14 protein-coding genes are annotated in these 13,200 nt (G+C 68.0%); 8 read left to right on the top strand and 6 right to left on the bottom strand.

Translation table 11 applies throughout. From position 1 onward, the window contains the following. Position 1: 1 nt before the first annotated feature. From ARADN35_RS0115130 to ARADN35_RS0115115, 4 genes are all read left to right on the top strand, one after another. The gene (locus ARADN35_RS0115130) at positions 2–361 is read left to right on the top strand and encodes a hypothetical protein (protein ID WP_010463577.1); all 360 of its coding nucleotides are present in this window, start codon (positions 2–4) and stop codon (positions 359–361) included. A 103-nt stretch (positions 362–464) separates the two neighbouring features. Beyond that, a complete protein-coding gene (locus ARADN35_RS0115125) occupies positions 465–1,415 on the top strand; it encodes a homoserine kinase (RefSeq protein ID WP_010463575.1) in 951 nt (316 codons plus the stop codon). 158 nt (positions 1,416–1,573) lie between these two features. Further along, positions 1,574–2,416, top strand: a complete 843-nt coding sequence (locus ARADN35_RS0115120; protein WP_010463573.1) for a BPSS1780 family membrane protein — start codon at positions 1,574–1,576, stop codon at positions 2,414–2,416. Beyond that, a complete protein-coding gene (locus ARADN35_RS0115115; protein WP_029414054.1) occupies positions 2,373–3,239 on the top strand; it encodes a FecR family protein in 867 nt (288 codons plus the stop codon). Before ARADN35_RS0115120 ends, ARADN35_RS0115115 begins: the two co-directional genes overlap by 44 nt. A 150-nt stretch (positions 3,240–3,389) precedes the next feature. Here the strand turns inward: ARADN35_RS0115115 and ARADN35_RS0115110 are convergent, their stop codons facing one another. Both ARADN35_RS0115110 and ARADN35_RS28215 read right to left on the bottom strand, forming a co-directional pair. Then, complete coding sequence (locus ARADN35_RS0115110; RefSeq protein ID WP_010463568.1) at positions 3,390–5,615, bottom strand: PhoX family protein; 2,226 nt, start codon at positions 5,613–5,615, stop codon at positions 3,390–3,392. A gap of 157 nt (positions 5,616–5,772) precedes the next feature. Beyond that, positions 5,773–5,931, bottom strand: coding sequence for a hypothetical protein (locus ARADN35_RS28215; RefSeq protein WP_159103194.1), 159 nt, complete (start codon positions 5,929–5,931; stop codon positions 5,773–5,775). Between ARADN35_RS28215 and ARADN35_RS0115105 the strand changes: the two genes are divergently transcribed. From ARADN35_RS0115105 to ARADN35_RS0115090, 4 genes are read left to right on the top strand one after another with little or no spacing between them, the layout of a single operon-like run. Next, positions 5,930–7,141, top strand: coding sequence for an imelysin family protein (locus ARADN35_RS0115105; RefSeq protein WP_010463567.1), 1,212 nt, complete (start codon positions 5,930–5,932; stop codon positions 7,139–7,141). The two genes, ARADN35_RS28215 and ARADN35_RS0115105, sit on opposite strands and share 2 nt — an antisense overlap. A gap of 2 nt (positions 7,142–7,143) precedes the next feature. Further along, positions 7,144–8,634 carry a di-heme oxidoreductase family protein gene (locus ARADN35_RS0115100; protein WP_010463565.1) on the top strand — a complete coding sequence of 497 codons (1,491 nt, stop codon included), beginning with the start codon at positions 7,144–7,146 and terminating at the stop codon, positions 8,632–8,634. Beyond that, positions 8,631–9,761: an imelysin family protein gene (locus ARADN35_RS0115095; RefSeq protein WP_010463564.1), complete on the top strand. Its 1,131-nt coding sequence runs from the start codon at positions 8,631–8,633 to the stop codon at positions 9,759–9,761. Before ARADN35_RS0115100 ends, ARADN35_RS0115095 begins: the two co-directional genes overlap by 4 nt. Next, positions 9,754–10,890, top strand: coding sequence for a DUF1513 domain-containing protein (locus ARADN35_RS0115090; protein WP_010463561.1), 1,137 nt, complete (start codon positions 9,754–9,756; stop codon positions 10,888–10,890). Before ARADN35_RS0115095 ends, ARADN35_RS0115090 begins: the two co-directional genes overlap by 8 nt. Positions 10,891–11,011: 121 nt before the next feature. Here the strand turns inward: ARADN35_RS0115090 and ARADN35_RS0115085 are convergent, their stop codons facing one another. From ARADN35_RS0115085 to ARADN35_RS27635, 4 genes are all read right to left on the bottom strand, one after another. After that, positions 11,012–11,266, bottom strand: coding sequence for a zinc ribbon domain-containing protein (locus tag ARADN35_RS0115085; RefSeq protein WP_029414052.1), 255 nt, complete (start codon positions 11,264–11,266; stop codon positions 11,012–11,014). Between the two features lie 3 nt (positions 11,267–11,269). Then, a complete protein-coding gene (locus ARADN35_RS0115080; RefSeq protein ID WP_244265912.1) occupies positions 11,270–12,004 on the bottom strand; it encodes an OmpA family protein in 735 nt (244 codons plus the stop codon). Next, a complete protein-coding gene (locus ARADN35_RS0115075) occupies positions 12,004–12,588 on the bottom strand; it encodes a DUF4352 domain-containing protein (RefSeq protein ID WP_244265911.1) in 585 nt (194 codons plus the stop codon). Before ARADN35_RS0115075 ends, ARADN35_RS0115080 begins: the two co-directional genes overlap by 1 nt. Before the next feature lie 88 nt (positions 12,589–12,676). After that, complete coding sequence (locus tag ARADN35_RS27635) at positions 12,677–13,186, bottom strand: hypothetical protein (RefSeq protein ID WP_139019201.1); 510 nt, start codon at positions 13,184–13,186, stop codon at positions 12,677–12,679. Between the last annotated feature and the right edge of the window lie 14 nt (positions 13,187–13,200).

The following is a 13,200-nucleotide window of genomic DNA, read 5'->3' as shown; positions in this document are numbered from 1 at the left end:
GATGCGCGCTCTTTACCTCCTTTTGCTGCTGGGCATTGCCTCCGGCTCCGCCCTGGCCCAGACTTCAAGCCAAAATGTGCCCCAGGGCACGGCAGACAAGCGCGAGGCGCTATCAGAACCTGAGCAAGCTGCAGGCCGCTCCAACCAGCGCACCGAGCGCATCCACATCGAAGACGCGGGCAGCCGCGTCGATGAACTGCGTGTGGGCGGCCAGACCCAGACCATTTCCGTGCAACCCAAGACCGGCAACCTGCCCAGCTATGAGGTGCAGTCGCCCGACGGCGCCCGCAGCCGCGCCGGCAGCAACAACGGCGCAGAAACCACCACCGCCCCCCGCGTCTGGAACGTGCTGAAGTTCTGAGGCCTCTGCGGCACCTTCCAGCGCAGCCGCGCTGGCACCCATGGAGCCGCTGTACGCCCTGCTTTTTGCTGCCAGTTTTTCTTCTTTTGTAACCCCCTGAGCGATGGCCGTCTTTACCGAAGTCTCCAACCACGAGGCGCGCGAATTGCTGCGCCGTTTGCAACTGGGTGAGCTGGTAGAGCTGCGCGGCATCGAGGGTGGCATCGAAAACACCAACTACTTTCTCACCAGCGACCAGGGCGAGTTCGTGCTGACGCTGTTCGAGCGCCTCACCGCCGCACAGCTGCCGTTCTACCTGTACCTGATGAAGCATCTGGCGCACGGCGGCGTGCCCGTGCCCGACCCGCGCGCCGACCAGAACGGCGACATCCTGCACGCTGTGTGTGGCAAGCCCGCCGCCGTGGTGAACAAGCTGCGCGGCAAAAGCCAGCTGGCGCCACAAGGCGCGCACTGCGCCGCCGTGGGCACCATGCTGGCCCGCATGCACCTGGCAGGGCGCGGGTTTGACCGGCACCAGCCCAACCTGCGCGGCCTGCCCTGGTGGAACGAAACCGTGCCCGTGGTGCTGCCGCACATTGACCCCGCCCAGGCCGCCTTGCTGCGGTCCGAGCTGGCCTACCAGAACCATGTGGCCGCCAGCGCCGCGTATGCCGCCCTGCCCCAGGGCCCCGTCCACGCGGACCTGTTCCGTGACAACGTGATGTTCGACGGCGAAGAACTCACGGGCTTCTTCGACTTCTACTTTGCTGGGGTGGACACCTGGCTTTTCGATCTGGCGGTGTGCCTGAACGACTGGTGCATCGACCTGGCGACGGGCCAACACGATGCCGGGCGCGCCACCCGGATGCTGGATGCCTACCAGGTGGTACGCCCACTCACCGCCGCCGAACGCGAACTGCTGCCCGCCATGCTGCGCGCGGGGGCCTTGCGGTTCTGGATCTCGCGCCTGTGGGATTTCTACCTGCCGCGCGAGGCCTCCATGCTCACGCCGCACGACCCTACTCACTTTGAGCGGGTCCTGCGCGCCCGCATTGCCTACCCCGTGCAAGCCTGACCACGGCGCCAGCGCCTTCGCGGCGCGTGGCGGATCCCTTGCGCAGCGGCCGGAATGGGCCGCTGGGGTAAATTCCAAGCTATTGCACTGCCACGGGTGGCCTCCCGGCTGCGGGCAGTGCCCGGGCGCAGGCCCCACTTTTTCTCTCCAGCACCTTCATGAAACTCCACATCGTCCCCGCCCGCACCGGCATGGCCTGGGTCAAGCTTGGCATCCGGACGTTCTGGCAGCAGCCCATGGCCCTGGCAGCGCTGTTTTTCATGACCATGGCGGTCATGTCGCTCACCACCTTGATTCCCCTGGTGGGCCCCGCCGTCGCACTGATGATGTTGCCGTCGGCCACCTTGGCCATGATGGTGGCAGCGGCGCAAGCCTCGCAGGGGCGATTTCCCACACCGGCCGTGCTGCTGGTGGCGTTTCGCACCGGGCAGCAACGGCTGCGCGACATGCTGGTGCTAGGCGCCTTGTATGCCGTGGGTTTCCTGGCGGTGATGGGGCTGTCGGCCTTGCTCGATGGCGGGCAATTTGCCAAGGTGTACCTGGGCGGCGCCCCGCTGACCAAGGAGGTGGCGGAAGACCCTGCCTTCCAGAGCGCCATGTGGCTCTCCATGGTGCTGTACCTGCCGCTGTCGCTGCTGTTCTGGCATGCCCCGGGGCTGGTGCACTGGCATGGTGTGCCGCCGGTCAAGGCCCTGTTCTTCAGCATCGTGGCCTGCGTGCGCAACTTCGGCGCTTTCTTGGTCTACGGCCTGGGCTGGCTGGGCGTGTTTCTGCTGGGAGGGCTGGTGGTGACGCTGGTCTCGGCGCTGCTTGCGGGGGCAGGGCTTGCAGGATCGGCGGCTGGCGGCATCATGGTGGGTGCCGCGTTGATGATGGCGGCGATGTTCTTCACGTCGGTGGTGTTCACCTTCCGTGACAGCTTCGAGCCCCCTTCGACCCCTGCATCCGAGGCGCCCCATGACGCACCACCACCCGACACCCCAGCTCCTGGGTCGAACTGAAGAGGAACTTCTCTGGCACCAGCGGCGCAGCCTGCTGCAGGCGGCTGCCGCTTGGATGGCCACCGGCGGATGGGCTACCGCCCAGGCGCAGTCTGGCAGCAACATCGTTGAAGTGCGGGGGAATGTGTTGCGCAATGGCCAGCCGCTGACCGCCCGCCACAGCATTGCCGCCGGTGACCGCATCGAGACCGGCCCCGGCTCCACCGCCGTCTTCACCGTGGGCAACAGCGCTTTCATGCTCCGGCAGAACACGCGCATGGCGCTGGAGGGCGACACGCCCACCGCAGTCAAGATCCTGCGGGTGCTAACCGGCGCGGTGGCCAGCGTCTGGGGGCAAGGTACAGAAAGGCAAGTGATCCTGCCCACCGCCACGGCAGGCATCCGGGGCACAGGTGTGTATGCCGAGGTGTTCCCCGAGCTGGCCTACCGGGGCTATTTCTGCAATTGTTATGGAACAGTGGACCTGGCCGCTGGCAGCGAGAACATCGTCAGCCAGTCCGTTTACCACCAGTCGTTCTGGGCCGAACCTGCACCGCGCGATGGCCGCCTTCTGACGCCTGCGGGTGCCATCAACCACACCGACGAAGAGCTGGAGTTTCTGGCCAGCCTCATCGGCCAGCGCACGGCATGGCAGATTGCCGGGCGCAAGGGCACCAAGGATGGCAGCGGGCAAATGAGCTATCCCTCGGCGCCCGGTGGCAGTGCGCCGACCGCACCACCCGCACCTGCATCACCCGCTTTGCCCCCACCGACACCCGCGCCCTTGCCACCTGCGCCAGTGTCCCGCGCCCGTCCGCCTTCGCCCTACGGCGCAGACTACTGACACCCCACACAACACCAGGCAGGCCGCAAGCCAGAGGCGCAGCCAAAACGGCAGCCCAAAAAGAAAGGGCCAGCCCCCATGGCTGGCCCGCATGCAAAGGGAGTGAGGAGCGAACCCCTCACACAGCCCGCAGCCCCCGATGCAACCCGATCAGGTACCGATGTTGCCGCCGTCGTTCTTCGTGATCACGATGGTGGCCGAACGGGGGCGCTTGCCCGCGCCGTAGCCGGCATTGGCAGGCCACTGGCTCTGGTACTTGGCCGGGTCGGCCAGGTTGGCCATGCCGGTGGATTCACCCGGGTGCTGGATGTTCACGAAGATCGTCTTGCCGTCCGGCGTTTCGGTCAGGCCCGTGATCTCGCAACCCTTGGGACCCACCAGGAAGCGCTTGAGCGTGTCGGCCGTGGCAGCCTTGCCCACGGGCGAGACGATGTCGAACTTGGTGCCGTCCGCCTTGGTGTAGGTCAGCGTCTTCTTGCCGCCGTCGCCCACCTGGCCAGGCACCGCGGCCAGCATCATGCAGTTGCTGGCGTCGGTGTAGGCGCCGTCATCGGTCTGGATCCAGCAGATGCCCGTGGCCTTGCTGAAGGCCAGGCCGTCGGGGCTGGAGAAGTCCTGGTCGTCCGTCAGGGCCGAGATATTGATCAGCGTCTTGTCGGCACTGGCTTCGGCGCCGAACAGGTACACGTCCCAGGTGAAGGCGGAGATCGACGAGCCTTCCTTCAGGCGCACCATGTGGCCGTTGGGGTTGCCGTCCTGCTTGGTGGTGCCCTTCATGTCGGTGTAGGCACGTGGGTTGGCCGCATCGGGCAGGTACTGGCCGCTGCCGGGGTTGGCGCTGCGGGCACTGTTGTTGGTCAGTGTGAAGTACACCTCGCCATTGGCGGGGTTCACGGCGTTCCACTCGGGGCGGTCCATCTTCGTGGCACCCACGGCGTCGGCGGCCAGACGGGTGTTGATGACGATGTCGGCCGCGTCGGCGAACTTGTACGTGGCATAGCCGCTGATGGCGGTGTTGGTGAGCGACAGCTCCACCCAGCTGCCGGTGCCGTCGGCGTTGAACTTGGCTGCGTACAGCTTGCCGCTGTCCAGGTACTTGTCGCCGATGGCCAGGCGGTCGTTGGCGTTGGCGTCGGCCGGGTTCCAGGTGGCGGTAGACACGAACTTGTAGATGTACTCGCCGCGCGAATCGTCGCCCATGTAGATGGACAGCGGCTGGCCAGCCACCACCTTGCCGAACGCTGCGCTCTCGTGCGCGAAGCGGCCCAGGCCGGTGCGCTTCTTGGCCATGCGGGTCTTGTCGTAGGCATCGATCTCGACGATGTAGCCCATGCCGTTCATCTCGTTGCGGTAATCGTCCGTGCCGTCCACCGAGGTGCCGGTCTTGCTGTTGTTCCAGCGCTGGTACTTGTCGTCCGCGCCGCCGCTTTCCCAGCCGTGGCGCGATGCGGCGCCCTGGTTGCGGCCATAGCGCTTGAGGGCCGTCACAGTCTTGTCGTTGCCGCGTGCGGCGTCGTCTGCGGCGCCGCGTGTGAAGTAGCCAAACCAGTTTTCTTCACCGGTCAGGAACGTGCCCCAGGGCGTCTTGCCCGTGCCGCAGTTGTTCAGCGTACCGCGCGTGGTGGTGCCGGTGGGCGAGAACTTGGTGAACAGCTGCGCGCTGCCGCGGGCCGGGCCCGAGATCTCGATGGGGCTGAGCGACGTGAGGCGGAAGTTCAACGCAGAGTTCTGCGCGTAGGCCCACTTGCCGCCGGACTTGGCCACTTCGATCACGGCGATACCGTGGATGGCCGTTTCCTTGTCGATTTCCGCTGCGGGGCGGGGCAAGGTGGTGGTGCCGCCGTTGGCGTGCAGGAAGTACGAAGACAGCTTCTCGTCGGTGGTGGCTTCGTGGTTGATGGCCAGCAGGCCACGCTCGGTGGCGTTGTCGCTGCGCTTGCCGTCGGTGCCCAGGCCAAACCACTCCATACCGTCATGGTGGTCGCCAGCGCGCTTGTCGAAGTCGCCGTCGGTGCCGTCGTTCTTGTACGCGGCCGCGCCTGCGGCAATGGGGTCGCCCAGTGCAAAGATCACGCTGGCGGTGTAGCCCGCAGGCACGGCCACCACGTCGGCCAGGCTCTTGGGCACGGCGCCGAAGCCCAGCAGCTTGGGGCCGGCAGGTGGAGGCGTGACTGCAGGATCATCGCTGCCGCCGCAGGCCGATACGCCAAATCCGGCCAGCATGGCCGTGCCTACCGAGCCCACGCTGCCACGCAGCACGCCACGGCGCGACAGACGGGCGCCCAGCACCGAGTCGAACGTGGGGTTGGCGGAGGTGTTGGCGTTCTCGTTGTTGAAATCAATGGCCAGCTCTGGCGCATCCACACGGTGGGTCATGGGGGGTTCCTCGGGTTGTTGGTTACAAAACCCATGGAGCGTAGAAACCACGGGTGACATCACCGTGAAGGTTTTGCGTCGGTTCGATGACAGGCGTTTCCAGCCACTGGCTATGGATTTGGCAAATACGAATCACTACCATTTGTATAATTCCTCCTCAGTCCTGCCCACCCAGCCATTCGTCTGTGCCCACGCTTGCGCGCAGGCCCCGTCCAGCCAGTGCGGCCCCGCCACCCCCATCCATCCTGCGCGGCACCACCACCGGCCTTCGGCCGTGCGTGCGGCGGCCCGCGTGATCCTCTGGAGACCACTGCATGACATTTCCCTCCCTCAAGACGTCCCTCGTGGTGGCTGCACTGTCCGTCTGCGCGTACAGCACTGGCGTGGGCGCACAGACCGTCACCCCGGCAGCAGCCCCACAGGCCCAGACGCCGCAGGCCGTGACGAACCAGGCCGTGGCCGCGCACTACGCACAGCTGGTGCATGCCAACTACGCAGACACGCTCGCCAGCGCCCAGGCGCTGCGCGAGGCTGTGCAGGCCTTCACCGCCAAGCCATCGGCCGACACGCTGGCCGACGCCCGCAAAAAGTGGCTGGCTGCGCGCGAGTTCTACGGCCAGACCGAGGCCTTCCGTTTCTATGGCGGCCCCATCGACAACGACAACGGACCCGAGGGCCGCATCAACGCCTGGCCCATGGACGAATCGTTCGTGGACAGCGTGCAGGGCAAGACCAATGCGGGCCTCGTGAACAACCGCAAGTTCGTCATCAACAAGAAAAACCTGTCGGCGCAGAACGAGCGCGGCGGCGAGGAGAACATCGCCACGGGCTGGCACGCCATCGAGTTCTTTCTGTGGGGCCAGGACCTGTCCGAGACCGGCCCGGGCGACCGCAACTTCGAAGACTTCGTGGACGGCAAGGCCCCCAACGCGGACCGCCGCCGCCAGTACCTGAACGTGGTGACCGACCTGCTCATCGACGACCTCACCTCGCTGGTGAAGGCCTGGGCGCCCGACGCCAAGAACAACTACGGCAGCAAGTTCGCGCGCGGTGGCCAGGAGTCCGTGCGCAAGATGTTGGTGGGCCTGGGCTCACTCTCGCGCGGCGAGCTGGCCGGCGAACGGCTGGAAGTGGCATTGAACAGCCAGGACCAGGAAGACGAGCACTCGTGCTTCTCGGACAACACCCACCGCGACGCGGTGACCAACGCCAAGGGCATCCAGAACGTGTGGCTGGGCGAGTACCAGCGGGCGGACGGCAGCGTGGTCAACGGCGCCTCGCTGCGCGACCTGGTGGCCGCCAAGGACGCAGCGTTGGCCGACAAGACCACCAAGCAGATCGCGGCCTCGGTCGCTGCTGCCGAGGGCATCCAGGCACCGTTCGACCGCGAGATCATCGGCGGCAAGGACGCGCCGGGCCGCCAGCGCATCCAGAAGACCATCGACAGCCTCACGCAGCAAAGCAAGGACCTCGTCGCCGCAGCCAACGCGATCGGCATCACCAAACTGACTCTGGTCCAGCCTTGAGCATGAAGCCTGCGCAAGCCATTGCCCGCCGGCGCACCGTGCGCCTGGCGGCAGCCAGCACCGCCATCGTCGCAATCGCCGGCTTCGGCGGCCTGGGCCTGCAGTCGTTGACGGCGGCGCCCCAGCCCGACCCGCTGGGCGAAAAAACCGGCGGAGAGACCACAGTGTTCGCCACCGGTCGCAATGCCTTCTCGTTCCCGGCCGCCAACCTCACCGATGAGGAGCGCACGCGCTTCGTCATCGGCAACTCCTTCTTCCGGCGCAACTGGGTGGAGGCGCCCGCGTCCACCAAAGCCCGCGACGGCCTCGGCCCGCACTTCATCGCGCGCTCGTGCGGCGGCTGCCATGTGCAGGACGGCCGGGGCGAGCCGCCAGCGATCTTCAACCGCCTGGGTGAAACAAAGGACCCCACGGTGGCCCTGCTCATCCGCCTGTCCATCCCCGGCACCGACGTGCACGGCGGGCCGGTGCACGACCCGGTGTACGGCGACCAGTTCAACAACGCGGCCATCCAGGGCGTCAAGCCCGAAGGCCGCGTGACCCTGCGCTACGACACCATCAAAGGCAAGTTCGCCGACGGCACACCCTACACGCTGCAAAAGCCCACCTACGGCTTTGCCGACCTGGGCTACGGCCCCCTGCACAAGGACGTGATGACGAGCCCGCGCATCGCGCCGCAGATCATCGGCGTGGGCCTGCTCGAAGCCATTGCCGAGGCCGACATCCTTGCCAACGCGGCAGACCAGGCCGCTGCCCCCGGCCCCATCAAGGGCGTGCCCAACAAGGTGTGGGACGGCCCTGCCGGCCGCATGATTGTCGGCCGCTTCGGCTGGAAGGCCAACGTGGCCACCATTGCGCACCAGACGGGCGGCGCCTTTTTGGGCGACATGGGCATCACCTCGCGCCACTTCGCGCAAGAGGCCTGCACGCCCGCCCAAAAGGATTGCCTGGCCGCACCCAGCGGCAAGAGCGGTGGCGAGCAGGGCCAGCCCGGCGTGGAGATCGACGACAAGACCCTCGCCGACGTGATCTTCTACCAAGCCACGCTGGCCCCGCCCGCGCGCCGCAACATCAACGATGCACAGGTGCTGCGCGGCCAGGCGCTGTTCTCGCAGGCCCAGTGCGCCACCTGCCACCGCCCCAGCTACGTCACCAAAGAGGGGCCTTTCCCGCAGCTGACCAGCAAGGCACTGAACGGGCAGCGCATAGCGCCCTACACCGACCTGCTGCTGCACGACATGGGCGAGCGCCTGGCCGACGGCCGGCCCGACTTCGGCGCCAACGGCCGCCAGTGGAAGACCCCGCCGCTGTGGGGCACGGGCTTGATCAAGGACGTGAACGGCCACACCCGCCTGCTGCACGACGGCCGCGCACGCGGCGTACTCGAAGCCGTGCTGTGGCATGGCGGCGAGGCCGAAGAGGCCAAGGACCAGGTGCTGAAGATGAAGAAGGCCGACCGGGACGCGCTTGTGAAATTCGTGGAGTCACTATGAAGATCAATACCTTGCGGCGCATGCTGCACGCCAGCCTCTGGCTGACGGCCCTGGCCCCTGCAGTGCTGCCTGCGGTGGCACAAGCGCAGGTACCCGCCGCTGCCCCAGCCTGGCAGCGCAACGCTGTGCCGTTCTACGACACGGTGCATGCCCTGCAAGGCATCTACGGCCACTGGGCCCTGCCACGCGCCAAGGACTTTGACCGCGATGCCCGCGCCCTGGTGCCCGCCGTAGCGGCACTGTGCCAGGCCCCGGCGGCAGACGGCAAAGCGGCGCTCGAATCCGCACGCGCCGCGTGGCAGGCCACGGCCCGCTCGTGGGAGCAGCTCGCCGCCGCGTCCGTCGGCCCGGTCATCGCACGCCGCAGCCAGCGCGCCATCGACTTCACGCCCACGCGCCCCGCATTGATCGAAAAAGCCATCGCCACCCAGCCCCAGGGCGCCAAGGCCTTCGAGCGCATCGGCACGCCCGCCAAGGGCCTGCCCGCGCTGGAATGGCTGCTGTGGACGCGCCCGGCCCAGCCCGGCAGCCCCGCCTGCAGCTACGCCCATGAAGTGGCGCAGGACGTGGCGCGGGAATCCGCTGCACTCGCCAAGGCCTACGCCGACGCGGCGACCACCGACTGGGGCGCCGAGGACGAGCAGGAGGCGTCCACCGCGGCCATCAGCGAATTCGTCAACCAGTGGGTCGGCGGCATCGAACGCCTGCGCTGGGCGCAGATGGACAAGCCGCTGCGCGCGGCTGGATCGGGATCCAGCACCCGCACGCCCGACTACCCCCGCACCGCCAGCGGCACCACGCTGGCGGCCTGGGCGGCCACCTGGAGCGGCCTGCGCAGCGTGACCACCCTGCCCGCCAGCGCCGACATGCCTGCCGCCGGCGAAGCCCTGGTGCCGCTGGAGATGGTCCTGCGCGGCAAGGGCCTGAACCCGCTGGCCGACAAGCTGCGCCAGGCCACCGACAAGGTCGACGCGTCGATGGCCCAGGTGCAGAAGTCGGGCCTGCAAAACAAGGCGACCATCCAGCAGACGGCCAAGGACCTGACGGCGCTGAAGTTTCTGGCTGAGTCCGAAGTGGCGCCCGCGCTGCAGGTGAGCATCGGGTTTTCGGACGCGGACGGTGACTGATCTTCTGCACCGCCGCAGTGCGCTGGCACTGATCGGGGGGTTGGGCGCCTGCGTCATTGCGCCAGGGACTGCCTGCGCCAAACCGGGTGACCACGTGCACTTGGCCGCCGCATGGGAACACCAGGGCAGCTTCCACATCGGTGTGCTGTCCACGCAGGAGGGCGCAGGGCAGGCAATGCAGATACACGCCGCGCTGGAAGTCCCCACGCGCGCCCACGGGCTGTGCGTTCTGCCCGACGGCTCCGTGGTGGCCACCGCGCGCCGGCCCGGTGACTGGCTGGTGCGCTGGCAGCCGGGTAACCACAGCAAGGCCCAGTGGCTGTGGCAGGACGGCGAGCGCTCGTTCAACGGCCACGTGCTGGCCAGCGCCGATGGCCAGCGGCTGCACACCACCGAGACCGATACCGAGACCGGCGCGAGCTTGATCGTGCTGCGCGACGCCCGCACATTCGCCAAACTCGCCGAATGGCCCACCCACGGCATCGACGCGCACGAACTGGTCTGGGACACCCGTGGCGGCAACGGCCACGGCCACAACCCCACGCTGATCGTCGCCAACGGCGGCGTGCCGACCGCCCCCGAGACCGGCCGCGTCAAGCGCGACCTGGGCACCATGGATTCATCGATCGTGCGGCTGGATACCCGCACGGGGCGCCTGCTCGGCCAATGGCGCCTGCCGGACCCGCGCCTGAGCCTGCGCCACCTGGCCTGGAGCCCCGACGGCACCACGCTGGGCATTGCGCTGCAGGCCGAGCACGACGACCCCGCCGCCAAGGACGCCGCCCCCGTGCTGGCCCTGTTCGACGGCACGGCGCTGCGCGTGGTGGCGGCGCCGGAGCACATCACCCAGAGCATTCACGGCTACGGCGGCAGCATGGCCGCCACCCCCGCCGGCTGGGCCGTGAGCTGCCCGCGCGCCCACGGCATCGCCACGTTTTCTCTGCAGGGCGAATGGCAAGGCCTGGTGCCGCTGCCCGAGGTGTGCCCGCTGGCCGTGCGGGGCGGCGCATTGTGGGCCGGTGGGCTGGCAGCCAGCCTGCAGGATGCGCAGGCCGCCGCATCTGTGATGCACCCGCATGGCCAGACCCTGCAAGGCGCGCGGCTGGACAACCACTGGGTCGCTGCCTGATTTTTAGATGAAAACAGGCCCTGGCGCTTGTTGTACAAGCGCTAATAGCTACTAAAAATATAGCAACCGGATTGCCGTCTCTTGGCGGTAGCGCACCGTGTGTTCGCGCGCTTCAGGGCTATCACCGCCCCGTGAACATGAAGTACGCCAGCACGCACACCGCCAGCGCCACGATGAGCTTGGCGATCCACGGCGTGACCAGCCACGCGCCCAGCACCATGGCCAGGCGCCCCCACAGGTGCGGGGATTGCAGCGCATTCGGTTGTTGTGCAACGGGCGGCGCATTCCTGGCTTGTATCGGATAGCCGCAGGAAGGGCAGACCGGCGCCTGAGAGGACACTTCACGACCGCATTCAGGGCAGCGGATGAGGGCCATGGTTTACCTGCCTTCCTTCCTGGGCACGCCGATCAGGATCTGCACGCGCCGGTTGAGCTGCCGGCCTTGCGGATCGTCGCGCCCATCGGGGGTGGTGTTGGGCGCGACCGGCTCGCGCTTGCCCCGGCCTTCCAAGCGCGCCTGGCGTTGGGTGTGCCGCTGCAGCGCACGCGCGACGGCTTCGGCGCGGCGCAGTGACAGCGCGTCGTTGTATGCGTCGGTGCCCTTGCCGTCGGTGTGGCCCAGCACCGTGAGTGGCGCGGTGGCGTAGCTCTTGATGAGCTCGGCAGCCTTGTCCAGCGACGGTGCGGCGTCGGCACGCAGCTCGGCCTTGTCGAAGTCGAACAGCACGTCGGCCGGCAGGTCGATGGAGATCGCCTGCTCCGGGGTCGGCCGGGCCTTTAGCTCGACCAACAGCGCGCGCGTCTGCTCCAGCCGCTCCCTGGGCACCTCGGCCTCGCGCAGGATGGTCTGCGGCCCGGCGCTGCGCTGCAGCGTCGTGTCTTGCGTGCGGCTGGCCAAACTGCCGGAGAGCTCCTGCTTGCGCAGCGTGGTGGCGGGCGCGCCTGACGCGGGCACAAGCCGCGTGGGCACATCGGCAAGTGCCCGGCCGCTGCGCACCACGTCTTGCGCTGCCGCGGGCACCACACATACCAGTGCCGCCAGCGCCAGGCACGCGTCAGCCCACCCGAGCATGCCGACACGCACAGGGCGATCCGCCTGCGTTGGTTGCCGCATCAGCCGCCCTGCAACGGCAGGTCGACCACCAGCCCCGGCGCCACGATGTTGTCGCCCTGGTTGCCGTCGTTGAACACGAGCTTGAGCTTGCGCGCCGAAGGCGCCACGGCGCCCATGAAGACCAGTTGGCCGTCCAGCGTCTCGCCTTCGCGGATGGTGATGTCGCGGTTGTTGTCGGGCCGCTTGATGTGCAGCCGGGCACCGCTTTCGTCCTGCAGGTAGGTGTCGGCCAGGGCTAGCATGGTGGTGTCGGTAATGCGATTGGCGAACGAGATGCTCACGTCGAGCACCGTGGCGTCTGCGCCAATCTCCACGGCTTTGACACGCACCGTAACGCCAGCAGCCGCCACGCCCTGGATGGACAGTGGGACCCGCTTGGGCGCCGCTGCCGCTGCGGGCGCTGCGGCGGGTGGGGGTACGGGCTGCGCTGCAACCGGCGGTGTGGTCGCAGGGGTGGCCGCGGGCGCAGCGGAGGGCGCTTCGGGCGGGCGCTCCTTGCATCCCGCCAGCAAAAGGGCTGCCGTGGCCACGGCCAGGGCTGCGCCCTTGCGCCGAACGGGCCATGCCAGGCGGGGTGAAGTCAAGGTGTGTGATGTGTCCGACGGAATTTTCATGGTGTTCTTAGCAATGCTCTTGCAGTGGTCGGGTGGAAGGAGGTGGCGGGCGCCGCGCTCAGCGGATGCGGATGCTGTTGGTCTGGCCCGTGGCGCCATGGCCCTGCGGCGGCGGCTCGGCACGCGCCGGGCAATCACTGGTTCGCACATCGCTGGCATTGCGCCCCTGCACGATGACCGTGCGACCGTCCAGGCGCGCGCCCGATACGTCCACGCTGTTTACCGATGCCGTGCCATCCGCAGCGCAGCGTGTGCCGGACGCGGTATTGCCCGACACCTCGATGCGATTGCCCGTGGAGGCACCGCTGGCAGCACTGCCGGAAGGCTGCGCCGGTGCTGCAGGCCGTGGCACAGGGTTCGCGCGGCTCTTGCGGGGAGCCTCCACCGGCTCCACACCCACCGGCCCGATGGGCCCGACCGGTCCCACCGGCCCCACGGGGCCCGCAGCACGGGCCGCAGTGCTTGCCAGCAGGAGCGCGAACAACACCACAGCACCACAGCGCGATGCCCGGGCCACCGCATCCGCGCAGCTCCAGACCAGCCGGTGGAACAATGGAGCGCCGTTCATAGTGTGAGACTTGG

The sequence above is a fragment of the Acidovorax radicis N35 genome, assembly GCF_000204195.1.
Taxonomy (GTDB): Bacteria; Pseudomonadota; Gammaproteobacteria; order Burkholderiales; family Burkholderiaceae_C; genus Acidovorax; species Acidovorax radicis.
This window is presented reverse-complemented; position numbering and strand designations above follow the sequence as displayed.